The sequence below is a fragment of the Methylobacillus methanolivorans genome, assembly GCF_054588515.1.
Window position 1 is genome coordinate 1,415,802 of record NZ_BAAILT010000002.1, and the last position, 26,028, is coordinate 1,441,829.

Consider the following 26,028-nt stretch of genomic DNA (forward strand, 5'->3'; position numbering starts at 1 on the left):
GTAAAAACACTCACCTTACTTGAAACTTTTATCCTCTAGCACTCTCAAAGAGTGAGTGCTAGAATCATTTTCATGAGAGAGGTTTCCAACATGACCAACAGCATGACATTACCTGCGATTTCATCTTACGATAGCCTTGATCAGTACATGCGTGCGATCAAGAGCTTCCCTGTGCTAAGCGCGGAAGAGGAATATCAACTTGCTACCAGCCTCAAAAAGGAAAATGACCTGGAAGCGGCTAAGAAGCTCGTTGTTTCACACTTGCGCCTAGTGGCTAGCATCGCACGTAACTACTCAGGTTATGGCCTGCCACAATCAGACCTGATACAGGAAGGCAATATAGGACTGATGAAGGCAGTACGTCGCTTTGACCCTGAACGCGGAGTACGCCTGGTATCTTTTGCCATGCACTGGATCAAGGCCGAGATTCACGAATATATCGTGCGCAACTGGCGCTTGGTGAAAGTGGCTACCACCAAGGCTCAGCGCAAGCTCTTCTTCAACTTGCGCAGCATGAAAAGTGATAAATCTGCCAGCCTACAATCTGAAGAGGTCGCACATATTGCGCGAGAGTTGAACGTCAAGCCTGAAGATGTGCTGGAGATGGAATCTCGTATGTCCGGGCATGAAATTTCGCTTGAGGGCAACGCGGATGATGAGAGTGAGGATGTCTTCGCCCCCATCTCTTACTTGCAAGCGACACAGGCTGAACCTTCCGAGATTCTAGAAGAACAGGAAATCGAACATCTGCATACGGCCGGTCTTTCGACCGCACTTGCCAAGCTGGATGATCGCAGCCGCCGTATCTTGGAGGCACGCTGGTTACAGGACGACAGTGGCGCAACCCTGCATGACTTGGCTGAAGAATTTGGCGTTTCTGCCGAACGTATCCGTCAGATTGAACAGAAGGCCATGAAACAGATGAAGGGTTTTTTAACCCCGGCATAATTCAATCTCGTACCACAATAAAAAGGCTGCAATCGCAGCCTTTTTCTCCAATTCGCGTTATCTTACCCAAAAAAGATAACTGACAACGCGCTCAACCAAGACATGATAATGAGGCCTATCGTGATCGTGAGCGGCAGATTTGCAAAAGTAAAATAGGACTTGAGACCCTCGTCCGCATTATTGGTAGTAGCCATTCAAATTCCCCAGCAAGTTATTTGGTTATTTTATTCTGATTAGCCCCACTCTTCAAGTGGTTAAATGGAATCATGGGATCATCATCATCCATTAATATCCGTTGTGCAGGTCCTTCAAGATCATCGTACTGACCACTTCTAATTGCCCATAGAATACCCGCAGCCGCAAAACCGATAAACACAAATGTCAGGCCCAGCTGCAACACTAGGCTGGTTAGATTCATGCCGCTTCATCCTCAACTCTATTTTCAAAAACCAGCGCATTATGCATGTGCTGGCGTAACACCTTGAGGTCAGCCATCTGGCCCAAGATGCTTTTCTCGATGACTTCCAGCTCGCCGATACGGTCTTCCAGTGTATCTGTTGCCTTGTAGATACGCTTGATACTTTCCAGGCGCCGGCGCAACTGCAATTGATGCTCGCGCACCTGCGACTCCATTGGGGCAATCACCGCTTTCAACCAATTTTCAACGTCATGATTAGCCACTTCGTACACATGGATCACTCGGCTGGCGAGTGTCTCAAAGAACTTTGACGTCAATGTCATCTTTTCGTTCGTCAACATATTCAACGTCGTATTGAATTGTTCACGATAGGCGCGCTCGAGCTTGCCAAGCTCCTTCTGGTAACGCAGTGTTGAAAACGCAGGTGGTTCAGCCTTGCGCAGGCCATGCTCTTCGGCAAACTTGTCGTACATCGCATCCATCATGCGCTTGATTTCGTCAATCTGAGCCTCAGATTTCACTAGACGATCACGCAAATCAGCAAAGAACCCATCCATCGCACTACGGATACTTTTGGTAAAGCTGGCATTGATCATGGTACTGCGGGTATTGGTCACCTGCACGCGCAAGGTTTCCATACCTAATAAGGTAAACAATTTGTTGGTCTGCTGAGAGAACACACTGCGTAGCGCCTGGAACCGCTGTAAGCCCTTCTCAAAAATTTCCTTGTCCACCTTGACCTTGTTCATCATGTGCTCGATGACATCTTCATTCTTACCTCGCAGCCCACGCAACTCGTCTAATTGCTCATTGAGGCTAGCAAGACGGGCATCCAGAAGAATATTCGAGTTTTTTACCAGTTCATCGACTTCACTCAGCGTATTGTCGCGCACGATCTCGCGCTTGGAGGGAATCAGTTCATCAGACAAAGCCTTTTCTAATGCAGGCAAGCCAGTACGCGCCAATAAGGCATCATCCTTGGCAATCTTTGCCAGCAAGCCTTTTTGCGCCGAAATCGGGAAAATCTGTTCCTCATCCAGCCCAAGCAACTCGGCACTGGTCTTGATCTGCTTGGCTATTTCACGGTCTATCTCTGACTCGTTACGCAATTCATCCCATAGACCATCAATTTTGTTCAATACAGCCAGCCTGCCCTTTTGCTTCCAGCGCGTACCACTGATGTACTGGCGCCATACATCGATCTCGGACTTGGTCACACCAGTGTCAGCAGAAAGCAGGAAAAGCACGGCATGCGCGTTCGGCAGCATGTTGAGGGTAAGCTCCGGCTCGGTACCAATCGCATTGAGGCCTGGGGTATCCAGAATCACCAGCCCCTGCTCCAGCAAAGGATGAGGAAAATTGATGACTGCATACCGCCAGCAAGGAATATCAACGGTGCCATCGGCATTCACCGCCAGCGCATCATCCGCACTATTCGTATCGAACAATCCATAACGCTCGGCATCTTCCACCGATACACGCTTGGTACGGCTGACTTCCCTGAACACCTCCACCATATTGTCGCTATTGCTGACATCAAATGGCAGGATGGTCCATTCTTCGGGGTAACGCTTGTATTCGGTAGTGGTTGCATCTGAAGTCCGGGTTTCTACCGGCAGGAGCTGCAACGAAGTGGGTTTTGATGGATCGTAGAGTAGCTCAGTGGGGCACATGGTGGTGCGGCCGGCACTGGATGGTAGCAAACGCTGCCCATATGCCGCAAAGAAGATGGCATTGATCAGCTCAGATTTTCCACGCGAAAACTCAGCGACGAAAGCCACATTGAGTTTGTCCTCGCGCAAGCGCTCCAACAACTGCTGCAATCGTAGGTCTATCTGGGCATCATTGAGCTCCTGCTCATTGAGCCAGCTACGATAGTCACTAATGGTGTCCACCAAGGCTTTGCGCCAATCGGCATATGCCTGAAAGTGGCGTTCAAGCTTGTTTTCCGCCATAGCACCCCCCGATGCTTTTTATTTAAGCGCTACTCTAGCACGCCTGTGTAAATTATCAAACGAATCAGCTGCCTAAATCCGTTTCCACAGGCCGATTCACCACATATTATGCACAACGATCATGACGGTATTTTGAAGCGCATGAATACATTCTGCTATCATCGCTTTTTGAGTAAATTCCGGCATTTGGCAGATGAGCGGCTTAAGCCCAGACACTCCACTTCCCACCGATATCCGCTTGCATCAGGTTTCTCGCACGCTGGAAATCACCTTCGATAATGGTGTCAGCGGCATGCTGCCTTGCGAATTCTTGCGGGTATATTCACCTTCAGCCGAGGTACAAGGGCATGGCAACCCCGTGCTGCAAACCGGCAAGCGGGATGTGAACATCACCGGCATCGAACCGGTCGGCCATTACGCCGTGAAACTGGTTTTCAGCGATGGGCACAATACCGGTCTTTACTCCTGGGATTATCTTTACGGATTGCTGCAACGACACGATACCTTGTGGCAAGAATATCTCGAACGGCTTGCACAGGCAGGTGCCAGCCGTGACGCTGAACATTGATTTAAGGCAAATATCATGAGCGACAACGCCAAGACACACTTCGGCTTCCAGACTGTGGATGAGCGCGAAAAAGCCGGTAAAGTCGGTGAAGTATTCCACTCCGTGGCACGCAAGTATGACCTCATGAATGATGTCATGTCTGCCGGCCTTCACCGCGCCTGGAAGCGCTTCACCATTGAAGTGAGCGGCGTGAGGCCTGGAGATCGCGTGCTGGACGTGGCTGGCGGTAGCGGCGACTTATCGCGCCTATTTTCCAACAAGGTCGGCCCGACAGGGCAAGTGATCCTCACCGACATCAATGCTTCAATGCTGGCCGTGGGGCGCGATCGCTTGATTGATGACGGCAAGGCTGTTCCAGCGTTGCAATGCGATGCAGAAAAGTTGCCTTTCCCTGACCAATATTTTGACTGTGTCATCGTCGCGTTCGGCCTGCGCAACATGACGCACAAAGACAAGGCGCTGGCTGAAATGCAGCGTGTACTCAAGTCTGGTGGTCGCCTGCTGGTGCTGGAGTTCTCCCAGGTATGGAAGCCCTTGGCGCCGCTTTATGATGCTTACTCCTTCAAGCTGCTACCTATCATGGGCAAACTGTTTGCGAATGATGCAGACAGTTACCGTTACCTGGCCGAATCTATCCGCATGCATCCCGATCAGGAAACCCTGAAGCAAATGATGCTGGATGCAGGCCTAGGCAAAGTCGACTACTACAATCTGGCTGCTGGCGTTGTTGCCCTGCACAAAGGCTGGAAAACCTGATCACCCTGCATCAGCCTGGACTAAACTCATCATGCTGAAACCATTGCTTACTCGCCTGTTAAACCATTTATTAGCGCAAAACAGCTGGGCTGCGGAAGCTTTGCAACCATTCGGCGGCAAGCATGCGCGCATGATCCTGCCACCATTCAGCGCCACCATCGTCGTGCTGGAAGATGGTGGTCTCGCGCTTGCGGGCGAAACAGCCAATATCGACGCCACTATTACCGTGCCGCCGTCAGTAGCCCTTCGTATCCTGGCAGGCGATGACCATGTAGGCACATCTGCATCCATTACGGGCGATACCGAATTTGCTGCTGGCCTCGCCAGGGTGCTGCAAGGGATGAGCTGGGAGTACGAAGAAGACCTCAGCCGCATCGTCGGTGATATTCCGGCACATGAAATCGCCAAGTTTGGTCGCAGTGCGGTTGAGAGAACCAAACGCCAAGCCCACAATGTGGCCAGCATGCTGGCCGAATACTGGCAGGAAGAGCAGCCACTACTAGCCAAGCAACGTCATGTGACGCAATTCATCAAGGATGTGGACATCCTGCAAGAAGATACGGAACGCTTGGCAAAACGCATTAACAAACTGAAACACCGCCTGCAGGCGGATGAATAGAAAGAGTCCGCATGCATTGGTTGCGCCTGCTTAAGATTATTATTGTCACCCTGCGCTTTGGCCTAGACGAATTCATTCTGAGCCATACCAAGCTGCGCCCCTTGCAGCGTCCAGTCAATATGCTGCTCTTCTGGCGCAATACTTCACAACCTAGAGGTGAGCGCTTGCGCTTGGCTTTGGAATCTCTCGGTCCAATCTTCGTCAAGTTCGGCCAGATGCTTTCCACGCGGCGCGACCTGATTCCGCTAGATCTCGCTGACGAGCTGGCAAAGTTGCAGGATCGTGTTCCTGCCTTTCCCTACCAAGACGTAGAAATTATCCTCAAACAAGCTTATGGCAAGGAAGTGCTGGATGTGTTCCAGAGCTTCGATGTCGAACCGATCGCCAGCGCGTCTGTCGCCCAGGTACATTTTGCCCAGTTGCCCGATGGCAAGCCGGTAGCCGTCAAGATTCTGCGTCCAGGCATAGGCAAGACCATCGCAAAAGACCTCAAGCTGCTTGATGGTGCAGCATGGTTATTGCACACGCTGTCATCCGATGGCAAACGCCTGAAACCACGAGAGGTAGTCGCCGAATTTGCACGCCACATCCATAGCGAGCTCGACCTCATGCTGGAAGCTGCCAACTGCAGCCTGTTGGGCCGCAACTTTGCCGACAAGCGCCTGCTTATCGTGCCAGAGGTTTATTGGGACTGGTGCCATGAACAAGTAATGGTGATGGAACGCATGGTCAGCACCCCCATCAGTCAAGTGGCCTATCTGCGCGAGATTGGCGTCGATATTCCTAAGCTGGCACGCGATGGCGTGGAGATATTCTTCACACAGGTATTCCGTGATGGCTTCTTCCATGCTGACATGCACCCAGGCAATGTGCAGGTCGCCGATGATGGCCGTTATGTCGCACTGGATTTCGGCATCATGGGCAGCCTCAATGATGAAGACAAGCAATACCTCGCGCGCAACTTCCTCGCTTTCTTCCGCCGTGATTACCGTGAAGTAGCAAAAGCACACATTGAATCAGGCTGGGCACCCAAGGATACGCCGATCGACGAATTCGAGACCGCGATCCGCGCCGTGTGCGAGCCTATCTTCGACAAACCACTCAAGGAAATCTCGTTTGGCAAGGTACTGCTGCGCCTGTTCCAGACCTCGCGCCGCTTTGGTGTTGAAATCCAGCCACAGCTTGCCATGCTGCAGAAAACCCTGCTCAATGTTGAAGGCCTGGGCCGCGACCTGGACCCTAATCTGGACTTGTGGAAGACCGCTCGCCCCTATTTGGAGCGTTGGATGTCAGAGCAAGTAGGCTGGCGTAGTGCTATCGACAACCTCAAGGCAGAGCTACCTTATTGGAGCAAGATACTGCCGCAAATGCCACGCCTGATTCACCAGCATCTTGAACACGGCCTGCAAACGCCTGTACGCTCGGCCGAGTTGCAACACCTTCTCGGTGAACACCAACGCCAGACACGTTGGCTGCGCCTGCTCTCGGTGGCATTGATCTTGCTCGTGTTATTGCAAAGTGCAGCGCTATTGGCTTGGTGGCTAAGCCAGCGTTAAACCTGCTTGACTAACATTCACAAACCCATTGATTTTGAGCAACAAAGCCCACTTTCAGGATAAGTTTTTGCTAAAATCTGCCTGCCTTTGAACAGGCCACTTTTTTATTCATCTTTCAACCTCATAGCAAAGGGCTGGTTTAGTGCTGATCTGGTTTGTCATTCTCTACGTCATGGTGTCGATCAGCATCGGCCTATTTGCCGCCACCCGCGTCAAGACCACCAAGGATTACGCCGTAGCTGGACGCCACTTGCCGCTGCCCGTGGTCATGGCAACCGTGTTCGCCACCTGGTTTGGCGCAGAAGCTGTGTTCGGCGTTTCTGCCACCTTCGTCAAGGATGGCCTCAACGGCATTGTTGCCGATCCATTTGGCTCCAGCATGTGCCTGGTGATTGCAGGCTTCTTCTTCGCAACCAAGCTCTACAAGCTCAACATCATTACCCTAGGCGACTTCTACCGCATGCGCTACAACCGCACCGTGGAAGTGCTCACTACGATTGCCATCGTCATTTCCTACCTGGGCTGGGTTGCCGCGCAAATCAAGGCATTAGGTCTGATTTTCCACATCATCACTGACGGCGCGGTGAGCGAGGAAGCCGGCATGATCCTCGGCACCGCCATCGTGCTCACCTACACTACCCTGGGCGGCATGCTCTCGGTCGCCATCCTGGATTTCGTTCAAATGAGCGTCATCATCGGCGGCATGCTCTATATCGCCTACATGGTCTCAGGCATGACCGGCGGCGTTGCGCCCGTCATCGAGCATGCGCGTCTGGCCGGCAAGCTGGACTTCTTCCCGCCAGCCGACCCCTGGCTCTGGGTCACCTTCATCGGCGCCTGGATGACCATGATGTTGGGCTCCATTCCGCAGCAGGACGTCTTCCAGCGCATCACCTCGGCCAAGAGCGCCAAGGTCGCCATCTGGGGCTCCGTCCTGGGCGCCTCGGTCTACTTCTGCTTCACCTTCGTGCCCATGTTCATCGCTTACTCGGCCACCTTGATCGACCCCGGTTTCTTCAATACCCTGATCGACCAGGACTCACAGCGCGTATTGCCTACGCTAGTGCTACAGCATATGCCGATCGCCGCCCAGGTGATTTTCTTCGGCGCCGTGCTATCGGCGATCATGAGCTGCTCGTCCGCTACCTTGCTCGCACCCTCTATCTCGTTCGCAGAGAACATCGTGCGTGGTTACCTCCCACACCTGGATGATCGCGGCTTCCTCAAGATCATGCGTATTTGCTTGCTGGGCTTTGCCAGCTGCGTGCTCGTCTATGCGTTAAACACCAATCTTTCTATCTTCCGCATGGTGGAATCTGCCTACAAGATCACGCTAGCGGGTGCATTTGTGCCGCTGTTCTTCGGCGTATTCTGGAAACGTGCGACCAATCAGGGCGCCCTGGCCGCCATCATTGGCGGCATCAGCACCTGGGTGTTGGTGGAAGTATTGGTGGGTGAGGAAAGCTTGATACCACCACAATTGCTAGGGCTAGGCGTCAGCATCATCGGCATGGTGGCAGGCTCACTGTTACCGCAGAAGATCGCCCCACAGCGCCGCCATGAGCAAGCAAGTTACCTGCATAATCATGCCGCGCATCCTCACGTACCGCATAAGGGTAGTTAACAATGCCTGTAAGCCTTATTAAGCTTGGGTAGGCTCTGCTTTTAGTCTCTGACGGATATACGGCCAATAACTGGCAAGAATCAATACCAAGGCCAGCAAGAGATAGGCCCAGCGCAATGAATAAGCCGTGACAAAGCTGGCGACTGGTTTCTGCTTCTGCACGAAGGTGTAGAAATCAGGCTTGTCCTGTCCATGTACGTACTGTGCATTGATTTCCTCGGCCAGCTCCTGCAAATATGCCTCTTCCAGCTTGGAAAGATAGCGGTCATATTCCGCCGAAGCTACCACTGGGTCAGGGTCGTCACGGCTGGTATCGTTATAGGTAACGCCGACCGCACCGGCCGAATTCTCCTTGGCATCGGAGGACCAATAGCCCACCCACTTGTTGCTGGAGTTATAACGCGGAATCGGCACATCTTCGCTGCCACCGACGCCGACGAAGACGATATTCTCGCCAATCTGCACGTCATCGAGCTTGAGCTTGTTGATCGCATTCACCTTGGGCGCCTCGTCGCCATCGGTGAAGAACAACAGACGCGCAGGCGCATTGAGCGAGTCGAAGGCCTTGGCGGCACCCTTGACGCCAAAACTAATGCGGCTGTTGCCGCGCCAGGACATGCGCCACTCCAGGTGCTCGATCGCATCGACGATGATGTCATAGTTGGCACAGGTTTCCAGCGGCGTGAACAACAACGCAACATCTTCAGCGGCAAATACGCCGAGACTGAAATAAGTACCGCAAGGCGAATTCTCCACCAGCTTGCGCATCAGGTGGCGCGTATAGGCCATGCGACTCACCTGCTTGCCGTTGAGGCTGACGTCCTCAGCGTTCATGCTTTGCGAGACATCAGCAAGCAAGAGGTAGTTGTGCACGCGCTGCTTGAGTTGTATTTCCGGCTTGAATATTGCCAGCAACAGTAATACGACCACCAACAGGTACAGCCCAGACTCGTAATGATCCTTGACCCAGCGCCAGCCATGGCGCAGCCTCAACTGCCACTTCATGGCAGGCCCACCGGGATGTTACTGAGCTCCATGCCTTCCTGTTCCTTTTTCAACCCCTCAATGCCATTGGGTTGCACCAGCAGCATCAGGCTGAGGTTGAACTTTGCCTGCCTGAATGCGGGATCTAGCCGCAAGGCTTGCTCATAGGCAATCTGCGCTTGGGACAAGTCATATTTTGCCTCGTCCTTGAGGCTGCCATCATCATTGAGGCGGCGCTTCAGGCCGGACTGCAGGAGGTTGTTGCCAATGTTGTACTGCACCAGCGCCTGCTGCGGCTGGTTCAACCCGGTTTCGAGCAGTTGGCTGTAGCTTTGCACCGCGTGCTTGTAATCGCCGGACTCTCCCAGTTTGTAAGCCGCCATGAACTTCTGTTCGAAACCATAGCTGTCGTGAGTGACCAATGTGCCGGCCTGTATCTGACGGTTAGCATCATGGCGCTGCACCAGTGCATTGCCTTCGTAGACGCTGCCCGCCAACCCGGCAACGGTCAGCAGTCCAAACAGCAGGTTGAGGCCTTTTATGCGGATTCCCATGCTTTTACCCTGAAATTTTTAATGACGAACATGCCCAGGCTCAACACCAGGGCCACTACAATCAAGTCGCGCGCATAATCGCGCCCCGGCACGGTGATGGCATACTGAATCGTATTCTTCTCGCGGCTGTCGATATCCTGGATCGCCATTTGCAGCGCCACGGGATTGTCCGCCTCGTAAGCCTTGTAGGTGATCTTGAGCGACTTGAAGAAACGGTCGAGCTGGATTGCCGCAGGCCCCCTGTCCTCCTCGAATACGCGGTTGCCGAATATGCTCACGTCGTCCGGTTCGCGCAACACGATCCAATAGAGCTTGATACCCTTGTCCTTAAGCTCCTCCCTGATCCGCGCCTTGACGCGAGGGCTCAGCTTGCCTGCCCCGTCGGACAACAGGATGATGGCGCGCGATCCCGAGTTCTGGATGCTGTCGAACAGGCTGGCCGCCTGGGTGATGCCCGCACCAATATTGGTCTGGTTGATGCCGGCGCTGGTCGCGGCGTTGATCGCGGCATGGATGGCATCGCGGTTGGCCGTGATCTTGACGCCGTAAAAGGCGGAATTGGTAAACGCCACCACACCCATCATGTCATCGGGCCTGGAGTCGATGAACTGCGTGATCAGCCGGCGTGCGGCGCCGGACTTGATTTCCCCGGCGCGGCCGCTGGTAGCGTCCCCGGCAAAAGGATGGTCCATACTCACGCTGCGATCGATCACCATCACGGTCTGCGCGCCCTTGCCGACGCGGTTCACGATCTTGTCGCTGCCTTGCGGTGCTGCCAGGGCCAGCACGAGGCTAGCAATGATGATGGCCGTCACCACCTTGAGCAGCAAGACGATATTGTCCGAGAACGGGTCTTCCGGCACCATCTCCAGCCAGGAGTAGCGTTGCCCCTGCAGGCTCCTGAGCCAGAAAGGTATCAGCACAAGCGGCAATAACAGCAAGGCCCAGGGATTGAGCAAACTCATGCGATTCCCCGTTCACAATCCCTCAGGCGACGGCAAAGCTGCTGCAGCTCCTTGACCAGGGCTGGACTGTCTGCGTTTTCGCCGGTGAACAACAAAGTCTCGGAGCGCTGGAAAAAGCTATCGATATCTTTTGCGAGCGGCTGGTACTGTGGATGCTGCGCAAAGAACTCACCCAATTGCCGCCGGAACAAGGTGCTTCCATGCACCTGATTGAATGCCTGATGCACGTAACCAAGCGCCTGCGCCTGGTGCCCGGCTTGCGCAGGCGTCTTGCGCAGCTTTCGATAAGCCTGGGCGAAGCTGCCGCCCATCCACGGCAGCCAGCGACGGTCGGCGTTGATGTAGACCAGCCCGACGATGCCTACCAGGAGCACGGCCAACGCAAGCGCCAGGCGCTCCGGCCCGGTATCGAGTAAGGTCGGTTTGCGTTGCGGCTGCGCATTGCTGCGCGCGGTGTGGATGTTGCCCGCTGCCAGCGGCGAGTTCCAGAAATGCCAGGCAGGCACGCTCACCTCCGCTGGTGTATCGCCGCCGCCTAGCGCCAACGTCAAGGCAGGCAGGCGCATGACGCTGGGCTTGCTTGCAGCAGCGAACACTTGGTAGCTGAGCTTGACTTCATAGCGCTGGATGCCAGCCGTCTTTTCGCCCTGCAATGCAACGCCCACCAACTCGATGCCATCGACACGCTCGCCCTTGAGCGGCAAGGCCGATTTGGGCAACTCATAGGGAGAGCTGGCCTCGATCACCAGCCTGCGCTCTAGTACGTCGCCTATGGTGATGCCTGTCGCGATGCGCGGGTTGTCCAGGCTGACCAGGGCGGCTTCCGCTGCATGCGCCATAGCTCCCGCGCAAAGGCTGATAGGAAACAGGCAGATGGAAAACAAGGTCGTCAGTTTTTTCATGCTGTCAGGTATTTCTCAAAATAATGCGTCATTGCCTCGGCCTCGAATATCCCGCTGATGAAATGCGGCGGGCTCTCGAAAGCCAGGAACAGGTCTTCCAGCGCCGCCCGGCGCTGCTCGAATGCGCTAATGAATTTGGCACGGATCGACTCGCGGAAGAAAATCGTGCGATCGCGCCCGGTCTCGGGATCCAGCATCGTGCCCAGGCCGAAGCGCGGCAGGCGCCGGTACTCCTCCTCCTCCCACAGCACGACCGGCACCACCTGGTGACGAGAAAACATGTTCATGGCCTGAATGATGGTGTCGAACGGCATGTGGAAATCCGATATCCAGAACACCAGTCCCTTGTTCTGGCTCAACAGTGGGCCTACCTCCAGAATGCCATTCGAGCCTCGCCCGAGCGCGTCTATGCCGGTAAAAGCATCGATACGCTCCAGCGCTTCATGCACCTGGTAGCCAAGCGGCAGCACGTAATCATCGAGCACATGCTGGTCGTAGCCGATCAGGCTAAATACGTCGTTCTCGGCCGATACCGAATACGCGATTGATGCCGCCACCTCCTGCACCAGCTCGATCTTGCGACGGCCGCCCTTGTACTGCATGGAGCTGGACAAGTCGCACACCGCATACACAGGCGTGATCGAGTCATGGTAAAACAGGCGCACCTGCACCTGCTCGTAGGGGTCGCGTAGGCTCTGGCGCAAATCCATGCGGCGCAGGTCGGGATAATCGACCAGCGAGGCGTTACCCTTGTACTCGAACCCCAGCCCGCGCTGTATGCCTAGGTGGTCGCCAGCATGAACGCTGGAAGACTTCCAGGGGATCTGGTAGGAAAACGGCTTGATATATGACGGCAGCATGACTCAGGACGGCACCGCCACGGTTTGCAGTATCTTGGCAGTCAATTCGCGGGCCAGCACCGTGCGGCGGCTTTCGTACATGGAATTGAACACGAGGCGATGCGCGATCACCTCGTGGAACACCGCATGGATATCCTCGGGATAGACATATTCCCGCTCCATGAGCCACGCATGCACGCGGGCCGCCTTGAGCAGCATGCCCATGCCGCGCGGGCTAGCCCCAGCCTGGATCAGGCGCTGCATGTCGACGCCCTCGAGCGTGATGCCGAAATCCTGCGGCTTTTGCGTGGCGTCCCAGAGGTCGATCACGTAATCTTCCAGTGCCTGGGAAGACTGCACATGGTTCTGCAACACGTCGGAGAAATCATTGAGCATGTTGAATGGCAGCAGGCCACTCTCGACAGTACGCGTCAATTGCTCGGCATGCTGGAAGCGGGTATCGAACACCAGCGATTTGCGCAGCGCCTTGTCCTCCGGCACATTGATCGGGATTTCCATCATGAAGCGGTCACGCGCAGCAGCAGGAATCTCGAACGTCTCATTCTTTTCGACCTGATTGCGATCAGCAAACACGATCATATGTGGCAAGCGATATTCACGCTTGAACGCATGCAAATGGCGTTCAGCCATCACGCGCAGCATCAAGGCGTGGACTTGCGGGCGGGCACGGTTGATTTCGTTGAAGAAGAACACCGAGAGATTTTCCCCTGCGCGCAACAAGGGACCCTCGTCGATCTGCGGACGACCCTCGGGCCCGAGAAAGGTATGGTAGACCAGGTCATTCGGCATCAGATCCACCGTACCTTCGATACGCTCATAAGCACCGCCAATGCCCCGCGCTACCGATTGCAGCAATGTGGTCTTACCGACACCTACCCCGCCTTCCAGCATGACATGTCCACGTGCAAAGATTGCGATATTGATCAGGCGTATTGCTGCATCCTGCCCCACAATCACACTCTTAACAGCATCCTCCAACTTCAGAGCACGCGTTCTCCAGTCTGCCAATTGACCTTCCGTTGCTGCAATTGCCATAGCCATCCTCAAATCGCACATTAATATACAGATCTGTATATTTTGAAAGATGGATTAACTTTTGGCAATGATTTTTAGAAAAATTCCTGAATGATGGGATTTAATCCCAGCGCGTCATCTGATAATCATTGACAAGAAACCTCACCAAACACAAATTTTTACCAAGCAAGATGAGAGAAAAATGACAATACGGTATAGATTACCAAGATACCTAACCGTAGATCAGCTCATGCCAATCCATGGCACAGCAATACAGGATTAACGGCTTTTTTGACAGGAAGGGCAGTAGAAGGTCGACCGTTGACCCAAGCGCAGCACTTGAATTGGGGTATTACACACTAAGCAAGGTTGATGCGTGCGCCCATAGACAAAATAGGTTTGCTGAAAATAGCCAGGGTTGCCATCTGCGCCAAAAAAGTCACGCAAACTGCTTCCTCCGGCATTCAAGGCATCCTGCAACGTCAGCTTGATCTCGCCAACCAGTCGCTGGCATTGCGCTAGCGTCAATGCCTTTGCGGGCGTTTCAGGATGTATGCCGGCCCGAAACAGTGACTCGCTGGCGTAAATATTCCCCACACCAACGACCAGGTGACTATCCATCACTACCACCTTGATTGGTGAAGATCGACTACGAATAGCCCCATACAAAAACTCGCCGGTAAACACATCATCCAGCGGCTCCGGCCCAAGCACATTGAGCAACGCATGCTCATTGGGCTGCTCTCCCGCCCATAATACGGCACCAAACCTGCGCGGATCGCGCAAGCGCATAACGCGCCCATCGGCAAAATGCAGGTCAAAATGATCGTGCTTTTCAGCGGGAATATCCTGCTCGAGCAGGCACAGTCGCCCAGACATCCCCAAATGCAGAATCAGGCAACCGCGCTCAAAGCGGGCAATGATGTATTTGCCGCGCCGAGTAAGCTCCAGCAATTGACTGCCATGGAGCAACGAGGGCAAATCAGCGGGAATCGGCCAGCGCATCGCAGGCTGGCGAATGACGACTTGCGTCACGGTAGCACCCACCAAGGGCACCAAACCGCGACGCGTTACTTCAACCTCTGGTAATTCAGGCATGGCCTCTGTTTAATTACCCAGCCCCACTGGTGGGTTGAGTAGAGTAAAACCAACATCGGCAGGGAAATAATAACGCATCCCTTCATCCGGACGCCCCAGTATCAGTTGCGGCGACTCTTGCAGCTTATCAAAATTCACCTGCTTGCCATCCTTGAGCTTTACCGAAAACGAAGGATAGTTGGCCTTGCGATCTGGCGTATATGGCTCCACCGACAGCGCACGAATTTTTGTCCAATACTCGTCAAACCAGGCATTCATATCATCCTGCTTTGGTTTGGCATTAGCCACAGACATCTGCCATTTTCCATTGGTATCCATGTCTAGCTGCAGGCGCACATCTTCCCATTGCTCTAGGCGCGAGAAATCAAAGCCAACTATCTCCTCCTTCGGTTTCAGCGGGCTCTTGTCGAGCATTTCCAGCAATTGGGTGGAAGCTGTTTCCGCATATAGGCCAGAGAGAAGATAAACGCCATCCTTGTAGGCCACATATTGCTCCGCAGTCACCGGGTTATAGAGCCCAAAAATGAACTCCTCATCATTAAGCTTGATCTTGAGGCGTGGATTATCCAGCCCAAATCGTGCAGGGTCTGCCGCAGAAAACTTCTCACGGCTAGTTGCAGCCACAATCGAGACAATACGCTGCACAGTCACCTGATCGGCACGAGCAGGATACGGCTGCACCAAGTACCAAAAGCCGTCCTTCTTCTCGAAAGTCACAGGCGCCTTGGCAGGGAATTCCAGGCTTAGCTTGTTGAAATCAGCCAGCTTGAGGCTGGATACTTCATATGTTGCGGCCTGCTCTTCCTGCTCCTGAGGCTTTAGATACAGGAATGCCACAATCCCTGCCACTAATAGCAGCAGCACCAGATTTACGATCCATCTTGACCTCATGCCTTGCGACGCCTCCACCAGATCACAATGCCAATTACGATCAAGCCGATAGGCAAGATGCGGCTAAAGCCAATGAAGACGAATTGTGCCAACAAATTGGCCCAGCCTTCGGATGGGATCACGATGTTCACATCCTTACGTGGCTTGGGCTGTATAGTGATCAGCCTATCGTCACCGGCCAGCCAATTGACCATGTTCAAACCCAGGTCTAGGTTGCCACCGTTGGACAGGAAAGTATTGGCAAGGAAGTTACCATTCCCCACCACGACGACGCGCTGGCCTTTTTCGCCGTACTTACGTTCCAGCGCCACTGCGATGTTGATCGGTCCAGGCAAGTCCTTCTTGTTATCAAAACTGACGTTGTCATCCACCTTGCCGGTTTCCAGCCAGCCATTGGGTGCCACTTCTACCAAGTTGGACGCACGCCAGCCATTATCAAAGGAATCCTCAGCGTGAATCATGCGCGCCTCTGGGAACAAGGTACGCAGCATGAAATTCTTGGTGATCGCATGTACGCCATATTGGTTAGCAAATGCCACCTTGGCATCCGCACCATAGCGAGTTGCAGACAAATCAACCACCATGCCTGGCGTCAGTTGCAGGCCTAGGTATTCGGCAATCGGCTGCAAGCCATGTAGATTAACCTCGTCGTCAATCAACCACAGCAAATTACCGCCTTTTTCCAGATACTGCTTGATCTTCTGTACTTCAACCTCGGTCACATCCACAGCGGGACTGGCAATCACCAACATGGAGCCATTACTTGGCACCTCTTGCGCTAGCAGCAAGTCAGGATTGGAAAGCTTGAAACCCTTCTTTTCCAGATGGCGACCAAAGTCTCCCAAGTCATGATTCTTGACGCCAATGAGGCTACGTTCACCATGCCCATCCAGGAACATGATGGCGTTCTGGTTAGTGCGTGACAGGCGCACCAGCAGGTTAGTCATGTCTTGCTCAACAAAAGCCTGCGGCGGTACGATATGCTCGGTACGCTGGTTGTACTCTACCACCAGCTCAATCTCAGCCTTCACGCCAGCTTCCTGAGTCGCCTTGGGCTCCTCGGTGGGGCTAATAAAGCTCAGATTGATGTCCGGCTTGATACGCTTGTAGCGCTCAACGAATTTGTTGATGTACTTGCGGGTGTCATTGTCCTTGACGACGTAGGCCGTGATATTGATCGGCCCCTTCATTTCTTTCAGGACATTGACACTGCCCTCGGTCAGGGTATTGCGTCCACCCTGCGTCACGTCACGGCTCACGTGGTATTGGTAAGTCAGGAAGCCGAGCAGGAATACCAGCACCAGGAACAGCACCACGAAAAAGCTGTTTTGTACGAATAATTGAAAGCGTAGTTTGCGATTGGTTTTCATAAATTCTCTCGATCAGCCACGCAAGCGATCTGCATCCAGCCTACGAATAGTCAGAGTCAGAAAAGTAACAATAAACAACAGGAAATAAGCAATATCGCGGGTATCCAGCATGCCGCGTGAAAATGGCTCAAAGTGACGCATCAGGGAGAAGTTAGCCACCGTGTTGCTTGGATCACCAGCAAGGAAATACTCGATCAACTGCAATGCAAGCAAGGCAACAAAAGTAATGATGGCGGCAACCACCGGCTGTTGCGTGGTGCTGGAGACATAGGTTCCTAATGCACAGTAACTCGCCAACAACAGGAACAAGCCCAGCAGGTTGGCCAGCAAATAGCCGAAATCAATATCCGCCCACAGGTTGAGCGAGAACACCATGGCACCGATCAGCAAGACGTTGATGGAGAGGAAAGACAATAACCCTACAAACTTGCCGAGGACGATTTCAGTCAGCGACAAGGGAGCGCTGAACAGGAAAGGCAGCGTTTGCTGGCGGCGTTCCTCGCTGATCAGGCGCATCGAGAGCAATGGCACCGCAAACAGCATGATAAAAGGCGCGATACCGAAAACGCTGCCGCCAACGAACTCGGTAACACCGATACGCTGGTCTGGCCGCATGGCACCTGACATAGTGAGGAAATATTGATCCACACCCATCAGGTAGAAAGTGGCAAACACAAACTGCAACAGGGCAAGAATCACCCAGCCCATCGGCGAGGAAAACAAGCCCTTCAATTCTTTTCTGGCGATATTGACGATCATGAGAAATCCTTAAAACACACACTGCCTGCCATCAGGCAGCAGCTTCCTGGAATGTAAGCTGGACAAAGACCTCTTCCAGCGAGGTCTGGTCAGGATTGATCTGGAACAGGCCCCAGTTCTGGCTAACGGCAGCCTGCACCAATGCCTCCGACGGCGCTTCGCCAGGGGTATGGCGGAGTCGCAACAGATTGCCTTCCAAGGCCTCGACTGACTCCACGCCTGGAATAGCCAACAAAGCTTCGTGGGCGGGAGGCTGCTTGAGGCCCACCAACAAACGATTGCCATGGCGTTGCTGCTTGAGGATATCAATACCGCCATTGAACACAAGACTGCCTTTATGGATGATCTGCACACGATCACATACCATTTCAACTTCCGGCAAGATATGGGTAGAAAGAATCACGCTATGCTCGCCGCCCAACTCCTTGATCAAGGCACGAATATCGCGAATCTGGATCGGATCCAGGCCCACGGTCGGCTCATCCAGGATCACCACCATCGGGTTATGAATGATGGCTTGAGCAATACCCACGCGTTGCTGATAACCCTTGGATAGGTTCTCGATCAGGCGCTGGCCCATCTCTGTCAGGCCGCAACGCTGTTTGGCAATGTCGACCGCCTTCTTGATATGCTGGCGGCTAACACGATGTAGCCGCGCTGCAATGGTCAGGAATTCATCAACAGTCAGCTCACGGTACAAGGGAGGCTGCTCGGGCAAGTAGCCAATCAACGCCTTGGCATCCTTGGGGCGCTCCATCATATCGATACCGCAAATCTTCACCGAACCATTGCTGGGAGCCAGGTTGCCCGTCAGCATCTTCATGGTGGTGGATTTGCCTGCGCCATTAGGCCCAAGAAAGCCCAGCACCTCGCCCTTATGCAGGGTAAAACTGACATCGCTGACCGCAGCACGGCTGCCATACTTACGGGTTAACTCTGAAGCCTCTACGGTAATAGTCGTCATATATGAGTGAATTATCCGGTTTTAAGGGGTGCTAAGTTAGAAAAACATCACTCGCCTGTCAAGTTTGTCTCGTCATTGCAACCCATCTGCATTGCAAGAAAACCCTGACTTAATTGAAATATCGCATTCAACATCACGCTAGCAACAATACAAAGCCAAGCACTAAATCATACAGATAGGTAAACCCCACCTGCATAGCGCAAAGTTTATAGCATCGCGCATTATGGGTGAACTTGTGTGTACTGTCACGGACTAAGAAATACGGTGAAAAATGATGCAAAACTTGCATCCACCCCATTGAAAACAAGCCCGGCAGGCCTCAATATGCTATTTAACCAATCCGCCACGAGATTTCCTTGAAAATGCCTATCAGCAAAAAGATCGTACTTGCAGTTGCCTGCGCAGCCATGTCACTAGGCATGGGAAATAGCGCAAGTGCAGCCACCAAGACAGCAAACCCTGAGCCTACGCTCACAGGCGAGTTCGTCTACAAATACCTGATTGGCGAAATTGCTGGGCAGCGTGGGCAGTTTGACCTAGCCAGCGCATTATTCCTTGATCTTGCCCAAACTAGCCAAGACTCACGCTTAGCGGAGCGTGCTGCCAAGACTGCGGTCATGGGCAATGATGGTCGTACTGCGATTGATGCAGCCAACCTGTGGTCGCAACTGGACCCAGCCTCCACCGAGGCACACCAGGCGTTGACCCAGATGCTGATCAACACTGGCAAGCTCAATGAAGCAAAACCCCACCTGAAGGCCTTACTGGCTAATGAAGAGGGGCGCGCCAGTGGCTTCATGTTCCTCAACAACCTGCTTTCTCGCCAGCAAAACAAGACGGTGGTATTGACCCTGGTGCAGGATCTGGCGCGTGACTACCCTGACCTCCCCGAAGCTCATTTTGCCATTGCCCACGCTGCCTGGAATGCAGGCAATACCGAGCTAGCACTCAACGAACTTAACCAGGCAAACAAGCTACGCCCCGGTTGGGAAATGGCAGCACTCATGCAAGGCCAGGTTCTGCTGGGCAAGTCTCCAGCACAAGCCGTGGACTTTTACCGCAGCTTTCTTTCCCAGCATAACGATGCCAACGAGGTGCGCCTGGCTCTAGCGCGCATCCTGGCTGCGCAGAAAAAGTTTGACGAGGCCAAGAGCGAGTTCATCAAGCTCATTGAGGCGTCCAACGGCAATCCAGAAATCCTGGTCGTCGTCGGCCTGCTCTCGCTACAAGCCAATGAACTGCCTGATGCAGAGAAATACTTCAAGGATGCGCTAGGCAAGGGATTCAAGGATAAAGACCAAATCTATATTTACCTCGGGCAGATCGCGGAAAAAAACCGCAATGACGATGAGGCTCTGCAATGGTATAGCAAGGTTGCCCCTGGCGAGGTGCGCTATGTAGATGCCCAGCTTGGTGTCGCGAACATTATCTCCAAACGCGAAGGCATTGATGCAGCCATCCAGTCACTGGAAAACCTGCCAGACCTGACCGATGCGCAGCGCGCAGCCGTCGTGCACTCCCAGGCGAATGTACTCACACAGGCCAAGCGCTACCAGGAAGCATATTCCCGGCTGGAAAATGCTATCAACACGCTGCCCAACTCACCTGAACTGGTGTATGACTTTGCCATGGCAGCGGAACGCGTCAATAAAATCGACGTGATGGAACGTGAGTTGCGCAAGCTGATCAAGATGCAGCCAGAATTCTCCCAGGCCTACAACGCCCTCGGCTACTCCCTGGCTGACCGCAACGTACGCCTGGAAGAGGCAAGGGTACTCATTGAAAAAGCCCATGAATTAAGCCCCGAAGATCATTACATCCTCGACAGCCTGGGCTGGGTATATTACCGCCTGGGCAATCTGGACAAGGCCTTGGATTACCTACGCCGCGCCTACTCGCAACAACCCGATCCAGAAATTGCCGCTCACCTAGGAGAGGTACTCTGGAAACAAGGCAAACGCGATGAAGCCGTCAAGACCTGGGAAGCCGCCATTTCCGCCTTCCCAGAGAATGAAGTCCTGCTCAATACCAACAGGAAATTCAAGCGTTAAGATGCCGTTCGTTACACGCTGGTTATTGCTAGGCGCGGCATTGGCGCTGACTAGCTGTGCCAGCCTACCTCCCACCATCAGCCCAAGTACGCCTGAAATACATCAGGAACACTTGGACAGCTTGACTGGTATCGACCAATTCCAGCTCAAGGGACGTATCGGCGTGCAAACCGATACCAAGGGTTTCTCTGGCTCCACTCAGTGGCAACACACAGCAGATCAGGATACTGTCGCTTTATTTTCGCCGTTAGGAAGCCAGGCCGCCTCCATCACGCGAACGACAGAAAAGGTTAGCCTGATGACCAGCGACAATAAGTACTATGAGGCTACCGACGCCGAAACCTTGACCGAGCAAAACCTGGGCTGGCGGCTGCCCATGCGCGGACTATCCGACTGGGTGCTCGGGCGCCCGAACCAAGAAACCGTAGAGGCCTCACAGTGGGATGATGCTGGGCGCCTGGTGAAGCTCAAACAAGATGGCTGGGAAATTGAATATAGCCAATATATTGGCGTCAACCAATATCAACTACCCACCCGCATTACCTTGCGCAATGCCAGCAGACTCACGCTCAAGCTGATCGTACAGCAATGGCAACTACCTTAGCCCAAAGCAACACTGCCTCATCATGACCTTGCAAGACTTTCAAGCTTATCCAGCACCAGCAAAAATCAACCTCTTTCTGCATATCACTGGCCGTCGACCAGATGGCTATCACCTATTGCAAAGCGTGTTCCGCCTGCTGGATTTTGGCGATACCGTACATATCCGCCCGCGTGCAGACCAGGCTATTCATCGCACAGAAGATACGCCCGGCGTACCGGAGGCTAGTGATTTATGCATTCGCGCAGCCCATCTTCTCAAACAACACACTGGCAGCCAATTAGGTGCTGACATCCATGTCACCAAACGCACCCCCATGGGTGGCGGGCTAGGTGGTGGCAGTTCTGATGCAGCCAGCGTTTTACTGGCCCTTAATCGTCTCTGGAAGCTAGACCTCAGTCGCGACGAAATGATCTCGTTGGGATTAAAACTCGGGGCGGATGTCCCTTTCTTTATTTTTGGCGAAAATGCCTGGGTGGAGGGAATAGGCGAAAAATTGACATCAATTCAATTGCCTAATACCTATTACGTGGTCATTACGCCCCGTATCCACATCTCGACCGCAGAAATTTTTGCATCAAAGCAATTGACAAGGGACACAAATCCCACGACAATAGCGGCCTTTCTGAGGGACTTGGTTCACAACGATCTCGAAACCGTAGTTAGACGGCAGTACCCGGAAGTTGAGAAATGCATAGATTGGCTCTCTCAGTTTTCCAAGGCTTGCATGAGTGGTTCTGGCGCTTCGGTATTCGCTGCATTCGATAACCAGGAAGCTGCGAAAGCTGTACTTGCAAGAATAAATGAAACGCGCGAATTGCAACAATATGCAGAGTGCGATGTCTCAGGGTTTCATGCAAAAGGTTTGGATAAACATCCATTACACAGTTTCGCCAACTGACAGAAATAACGATCAAATGGGGAGTCGCCAAGCTGGTTAAGGCACCGGATTTTGATTCCGGCATGCGAAGGTTCGAATCCTTCTTCCCCAGCCAGAATAAAAGCGTGTAACTTAAAAATTACACGCTTTTGTTTTTTGTACGTGATTTATACAAGCTATTCCTTGCGGTTTACTTTAAAGAGATAAGGATTCCAACTGTGGCCAAGGGCGACATGATGGTATTTACCGGCAACGCCAACCGTGCGCTTGCCGAAGAGGTAGTAAGTCACCTGGGCATCGAACTGGGGCGGGCCACTGTAGATCGCTTTAGCGATGGCGAAGTGATGATCGAGTTGCTGGACAATGTCCGTGGCAAGGACGTCTTCATTCTGCAATCCACCTGCATGCCAACCAATGACCACCTCATGGAAGTCATGGTCATGGTCGATGCACTACGTCGCTCATCGGCTGGTCGCATCACGGCAGCGATTCCTTATTTTGGTTATGCCCGTCAGGACAGGCGTCCACGTTCAGCACGTGTTGCCATCACCGCCAAGGTCATTGCCAACATGCTGACAACAGTAGGTGTGAATCGCCTGCTGACGATGGATTTGCATTCTGACCAGATCCAGGGCTTTTTCGATATTCCGGTAGATAACATCTACGCTACGCCTATCCTGCTAGAGGATTTGAGCCAGCAAAAGCATGACGACCTGATCGTGGTTTCACCAGATGTAGGTGGCGTGGTACGTGCCCGTGCAGCAGCCAAGCACCTTAACGTCGACCTGGCTATTATCGACAAGCGCCGCCCCAAGCCCAACGTGGCCAAGGTCATGAACATTATTGGTGATGTAGCTGGTCGCACCTGTGTGCTGATGGACGACATGGTCGATACCGCCAATACCTTGTGCGAAGCCGCCATTGCGCTCAAACAACAAGGAGCAAAGAAAGTGGTGGCCTACTGTACTCATCCAGTGCTTTCTGGCGAGGCAGTATCACGCATTACGAATTCCGAACTGGATGAAATGGTCGTCACCAACACCATTCCATTACGTCCCAATGCACAACAATCACCGAAGATTCGTGTCGTGAGTGCGGGCAAACTGTTTGCGGAAACCATACGTCGCATCAGCAATGAAGATTCAGTCAGCTCCCTGTTTGTAGATTAAACAGGAGCATGGTTCCGGCGGTTGAGCAATGCTTAACCGCCTTTTCTGTTATCTGGTCGCGGATAACAGGCAACCCCAGGGCCTATGGGCCTTTTTTAGGAGTAGTAACATGGCAATTACAATCAAAGCAACCACACGCGAAGGCAAAGGTACGGGTGCGAGCCGCCGTCTCCGTCGCGCTGGTAATGTTCCCGGTGTTGTTTACGGTGGTGAAAAAGAGGCAGTCAGCCTTGAGTTCAACCACAAGGAACTGTTCTTAGAGTTCCGTCACGAAACATTCCACGCTTCTATCCTGAGCCTGGAAGTGGACGGCAAGAAGGAGCAAGTTGTTCTGCGTGACTACCAACTGCACCCAGTACGCAATACCATTCAGCACATCGATTTCCAACGCGTTAGCGCCAGCGAAAAAGTACACGTGAAGGTGCCTTTGCACTTCATCAATGCTGACGTGGCTCCTGGTGTGAAGCTGGGTGGCGGTATCGTCTCCCACATCCTGACAGAAGCCGACGTGAGCTGCCTGCCTAAGGATCTGCCAGAGTTCATTGAAGTTGATCTCGGCAATTTGGAAGCTGGTCACTCTATCCACCTGTCCGAAATCAAGTTGCCTAAGGGCGTTGAGTTCGTACAACTGGCTCACGAAAATGATGCTGCTGTTGCATCGATCGCCAAGCCACGTGGTGGTGCAGCAAGCGATGACGCTGCTGAAGGTGACGCCGCCGCCGAATAATATCGGTGTAAATGCTTGAACGCGCGCTCTGGGCAACCAGGGCGCGCGTATTCATTTTAAAGAGTCACACACCCATGAACGGTATCCGCCTTTTTGTTGGCCTCGGCAATCCGGGCGCCCAATATGAAGACACCCGCCATAATGCAGGCTTCTGGTGGATAGACCAGGTCTGCGCCCAGACTTCCAGCAAAACCAGTCTGGAAGCCAAGTTTTTTGGCCTCAGTGGCCGGCTGAATGGCCAGGCCGATACTTGGCTGCTCAAGCCTACAACCTTTATGAATGCCAGTGGTCGTGCTGTTGCAGCACTGGCACGCTTTTACAAGATTCCTGCAGAGGAAATCTTGGTGATCCATGATGAGCTTGACCTCGCACCAGGGATTGCTCGCCTGAAAAAAGGTGGAGGTCACGGTGGTCATAACGGCCTGAAGGACATCGCCGCACAACTGGGGACCAATGATTTTTGGCGCCTGCGCCTTGGTGTCGGCCACCCCGGTGATCGTAGCGCCGTCGTCAATTATGTCTTGCATGCGCCGCTGCGTGATGAAATGCAGCAGATAGAATACGCCATGGATGACAGCACGCTCATATTGCCGCAGCTACTGGAAGGCAGGTTTGAAGAAGCCATGCTCAAGCTCCACACAAAAACCAAACAGAATTAACCTTTAATCAAGAACAGGCAGATCATCATGAAATGCGGAATTGTTGGCCTACCCAACGTAGGAAAATCCACCCTCTTCAATGCGATTACCCGCGCAGGCATCGAGGCCGCCAATTACCCGTTCTGTACCATAGAACCGAATGTTGGCATCGTCGAAGTGCCTGACCCGCGCCTCAAGCCGCTCATCGAGATCGTCAACCCACAGAAAATCCAGCCTGCAATTGTCGAATTTGTGGATATAGCCGGCTTGGTGGCAGGCGCATCCAAGGGTGAAGGCTTGGGCAACAAATTCCTCGCCAATATCCGTGAAACCGATGCCATCGCCCACGTGGTTCGCTGCTTTGATGATGGCAATATCGTGCACGTTGCGGGCAAGGTTGATCCGCTGGCGGATGTTGAAACCATCAACACCGAGCTGGCACTTGCCGACATGGAAACTGTGGAAAAAACCCTGCAACGTGAGAGCAAGAAAGCCAAGTCTGGTGACAAGGAAGCGATTGCTCTCTGCGCCGTGCTGGAAAAGATACAAAAACACCTTGATCAAGGTAGTCCGGTACGCACCCTTGGCCTGGATGAAGATCAACTGAGGCTGATCAAGCCGTTGTGCCTGATTACGGTGAAGCCTGTGATGTATCTTGCCAATGTGGATGAAGGCGGCTTTGAGAATAATCCATTGTTGGATAAGGTCGTAGCACTTGGCCAGCGGGAAGGCGCTCCTGTCGTAGCGATCTGCGCCAAGATCGAGAGTGAAATTGCCGACCTCGAAGATGAAGACAAGGCGATGTTCCTATCCGAACTCGGTCTGGAAGAGCCTGGGTTGGATCGAGTCATCCGCGCAGCTTACGACTTGCTCGGCCTGCAAACCTATTTCACTGCTGGCGTGAAAGAGGTACGTGCCTGGACTGTGCGCAAAGGGTCTACTGCCCCGCAAGCCGCCGGCGTCATCCACACCGATTTCGAGCGCGGCTTTATTCGTGCAGAAGTGATCGCTTATGACGAATACGTTAAGCACAAGGGAGAAAAAGGCTCACAGGAAGCAGGCAAGATGCGCCTCGAAGGCAAAGACTACATCGTGCAAGATGGCGATGTAATGCACTTCCGCTTCAACGTCTAAACTTCACACTTAGGGTATAGGCG

26 protein-coding genes and 1 tRNA gene are annotated in these 26,028 nt (G+C 53.3%); 14 read left to right on the plus strand and 13 right to left on the minus strand.

Features of this window, described 5'->3' with window-relative positions; all coding sequences use genetic code 11:
- Positions 1-90 precede the first annotated feature (90 nt).
- Positions 91-948, plus strand: coding sequence for an RNA polymerase sigma factor RpoH (gene rpoH, locus LG202_RS07945; protein ID WP_230348078.1), 858 nt, complete (start codon positions 91-93; stop codon positions 946-948).
- Between the two features lie 211 nt (positions 949-1,159).
- Here the strand turns inward: rpoH and ccoS are convergent, their stop codons facing one another.
- Positions 1,160-1,366 (minus strand): cbb3-type cytochrome oxidase assembly protein CcoS, encoded by a 207-nt coding sequence (gene ccoS / locus LG202_RS07950; protein WP_230347850.1) that lies wholly within the window; start codon positions 1,364-1,366, stop codon positions 1,160-1,162.
- Complete coding sequence (locus tag LG202_RS07955; RefSeq protein ID WP_230347851.1) at positions 1,363-3,321, minus strand: dynamin family protein; 1,959 nt, start codon at positions 3,319-3,321, stop codon at positions 1,363-1,365. Before LG202_RS07955 ends, ccoS begins: the two co-directional genes overlap by 4 nt.
- A gap of 193 nt (positions 3,322-3,514) precedes the next feature.
- On the opposite strand from LG202_RS07955, the gene LG202_RS07960 reads away from it, so the two are divergent.
- From LG202_RS07960 to LG202_RS07980, 5 genes are all read left to right on the plus strand, one after another.
- Positions 3,515-3,889, plus strand: coding sequence for a gamma-butyrobetaine hydroxylase family protein (locus tag LG202_RS07960; protein WP_230347852.1), 375 nt, complete (start codon positions 3,515-3,517; stop codon positions 3,887-3,889).
- 15 nt (positions 3,890-3,904) lie between these two features.
- Complete coding sequence (ubiE, locus tag LG202_RS07965) at positions 3,905-4,645, plus strand: bifunctional demethylmenaquinone methyltransferase/2-methoxy-6-polyprenyl-1,4-benzoquinol methylase UbiE (protein ID WP_230347853.1); 741 nt, start codon at positions 3,905-3,907, stop codon at positions 4,643-4,645.
- A 31-nt stretch (positions 4,646-4,676) separates the two neighbouring features.
- On the plus strand, positions 4,677-5,264 hold the full coding sequence (locus tag LG202_RS07970) for a ubiquinone biosynthesis accessory factor UbiJ (protein WP_230347854.1): 588 nt from the start codon (positions 4,677-4,679) through the stop codon (positions 5,262-5,264).
- Between the two features lie 11 nt (positions 5,265-5,275).
- Entirely contained in the window at positions 5,276-6,820 is a 1,545-nt protein-coding gene (gene ubiB / locus LG202_RS07975; protein WP_230347855.1) for a ubiquinone biosynthesis regulatory protein kinase UbiB, read from the plus strand.
- A gap of 142 nt (positions 6,821-6,962) precedes the next feature.
- Complete coding sequence (locus LG202_RS07980; RefSeq protein WP_230347856.1) at positions 6,963-8,444, plus strand: high affinity choline transporter 1; 1,482 nt, start codon at positions 6,963-6,965, stop codon at positions 8,442-8,444.
- An 18-nt stretch (positions 8,445-8,462) separates the two neighbouring features.
- Here LG202_RS07980 and LG202_RS07985 read toward each other — a convergent pair whose 3' ends face one another.
- The 11 genes from LG202_RS07985 to LG202_RS08035 form a co-directional block, all read right to left on the minus strand.
- Positions 8,463-9,449, minus strand: coding sequence for a vWA domain-containing protein (locus LG202_RS07985; protein WP_230347857.1), 987 nt, complete (start codon positions 9,447-9,449; stop codon positions 8,463-8,465).
- Positions 9,446-9,982 (minus strand): hypothetical protein, encoded by a 537-nt coding sequence (locus LG202_RS07990; RefSeq protein WP_230347858.1) that lies wholly within the window; start codon positions 9,980-9,982, stop codon positions 9,446-9,448. Before LG202_RS07990 ends, LG202_RS07985 begins: the two co-directional genes overlap by 4 nt.
- The gene (locus LG202_RS07995) at positions 9,967-10,947 is read right to left on the minus strand and encodes a vWA domain-containing protein (protein WP_230347859.1); all 981 of its coding nucleotides are present in this window, start codon (positions 10,945-10,947) and stop codon (positions 9,967-9,969) included. Before LG202_RS07995 ends, LG202_RS07990 begins: the two co-directional genes overlap by 16 nt.
- A complete protein-coding gene (locus LG202_RS08000) occupies positions 10,944-11,849 on the minus strand; it encodes a nonribosomal peptide synthetase MxaA (RefSeq protein ID WP_230347860.1) in 906 nt (301 codons plus the stop codon). Before LG202_RS08000 ends, LG202_RS07995 begins: the two co-directional genes overlap by 4 nt.
- Positions 11,846-12,709 carry a DUF58 domain-containing protein gene (locus LG202_RS08005; RefSeq protein ID WP_230347861.1) on the minus strand — a complete coding sequence of 288 codons (864 nt, stop codon included), beginning with the start codon at positions 12,707-12,709 and terminating at the stop codon, positions 11,846-11,848. The genes LG202_RS08000 and LG202_RS08005 overlap by 4 nt, the downstream gene beginning before the upstream one ends.
- A 3-nt stretch (positions 12,710-12,712) precedes the next feature.
- Entirely contained in the window at positions 12,713-13,744 is a 1,032-nt protein-coding gene (locus LG202_RS08010) for an AAA family ATPase (protein WP_230347862.1), read from the minus strand.
- A gap of 258 nt (positions 13,745-14,002) precedes the next feature.
- The gene (gene mutM / locus LG202_RS08015; RefSeq protein WP_230347863.1) at positions 14,003-14,821 is read right to left on the minus strand and encodes a bifunctional DNA-formamidopyrimidine glycosylase/DNA-(apurinic or apyrimidinic site) lyase; all 819 of its coding nucleotides are present in this window, start codon (positions 14,819-14,821) and stop codon (positions 14,003-14,005) included.
- 9 nt (positions 14,822-14,830) lie between these two features.
- Complete coding sequence (locus tag LG202_RS08020) at positions 14,831-15,712, minus strand: DUF4340 domain-containing protein (RefSeq protein ID WP_230347864.1); 882 nt, start codon at positions 15,710-15,712, stop codon at positions 14,831-14,833.
- Positions 15,709-17,082 (minus strand): GldG family protein, encoded by a 1,374-nt coding sequence (locus tag LG202_RS08025; RefSeq protein ID WP_230347865.1) that lies wholly within the window; start codon positions 17,080-17,082, stop codon positions 15,709-15,711. Before LG202_RS08025 ends, LG202_RS08020 begins: the two co-directional genes overlap by 4 nt.
- Before the next feature lie 12 nt (positions 17,083-17,094).
- Positions 17,095-17,841, minus strand: coding sequence for an ABC transporter permease subunit (locus LG202_RS08030; RefSeq protein ID WP_230347866.1), 747 nt, complete (start codon positions 17,839-17,841; stop codon positions 17,095-17,097).
- A gap of 31 nt (positions 17,842-17,872) precedes the next feature.
- Positions 17,873-18,805 (minus strand): ABC transporter ATP-binding protein, encoded by a 933-nt coding sequence (locus tag LG202_RS08035; protein ID WP_230347867.1) that lies wholly within the window; start codon positions 18,803-18,805, stop codon positions 17,873-17,875.
- A 362-nt stretch (positions 18,806-19,167) separates the two neighbouring features.
- On the opposite strand from LG202_RS08035, the gene LG202_RS08040 reads away from it, so the two are divergent.
- From LG202_RS08040 to ychF, 8 genes are all read left to right on the plus strand, one after another.
- Positions 19,168-20,856, plus strand: a complete 1,689-nt coding sequence (locus LG202_RS08040) for a tetratricopeptide repeat protein (protein WP_230347868.1) — start codon at positions 19,168-19,170, stop codon at positions 20,854-20,856.
- A gap of 1 nt (position 20,857) precedes the next feature.
- On the plus strand, positions 20,858-21,460 hold the full coding sequence (gene lolB / locus LG202_RS08045; protein WP_230347869.1) for a lipoprotein insertase outer membrane protein LolB: 603 nt from the start codon (positions 20,858-20,860) through the stop codon (positions 21,458-21,460).
- 22 nt (positions 21,461-21,482) lie between these two features.
- A complete protein-coding gene (gene ispE, locus LG202_RS08050; protein ID WP_230347870.1) occupies positions 21,483-22,358 on the plus strand; it encodes a 4-(cytidine 5'-diphospho)-2-C-methyl-D-erythritol kinase in 876 nt (291 codons plus the stop codon).
- Positions 22,359-22,375: 17 nt separating this feature from the next.
- Positions 22,376-22,452, plus strand: a tRNA-Gln gene (locus tag LG202_RS08055).
- Between the two features lie 118 nt (positions 22,453-22,570).
- Positions 22,571-23,506 carry a ribose-phosphate pyrophosphokinase gene (locus tag LG202_RS08060; protein WP_230348079.1) on the plus strand — a complete coding sequence of 312 codons (936 nt, stop codon included), beginning with the start codon at positions 22,571-22,573 and terminating at the stop codon, positions 23,504-23,506.
- Between the two features lie 109 nt (positions 23,507-23,615).
- Positions 23,616-24,233, plus strand: coding sequence for a 50S ribosomal protein L25/general stress protein Ctc (locus LG202_RS08065; RefSeq protein ID WP_230347871.1), 618 nt, complete (start codon positions 23,616-23,618; stop codon positions 24,231-24,233).
- Positions 24,234-24,307: 74 nt separating this feature from the next.
- Positions 24,308-24,892 carry an aminoacyl-tRNA hydrolase gene (gene pth / locus LG202_RS08070; RefSeq protein WP_230347872.1) on the plus strand — a complete coding sequence of 195 codons (585 nt, stop codon included), beginning with the start codon at positions 24,308-24,310 and terminating at the stop codon, positions 24,890-24,892.
- A 27-nt stretch (positions 24,893-24,919) separates the two neighbouring features.
- Complete coding sequence (gene ychF, locus LG202_RS08075) at positions 24,920-26,005, plus strand: redox-regulated ATPase YchF (RefSeq protein WP_230347873.1); 1,086 nt, start codon at positions 24,920-24,922, stop codon at positions 26,003-26,005.
- Positions 26,006-26,028 lie beyond the last annotated feature (23 nt).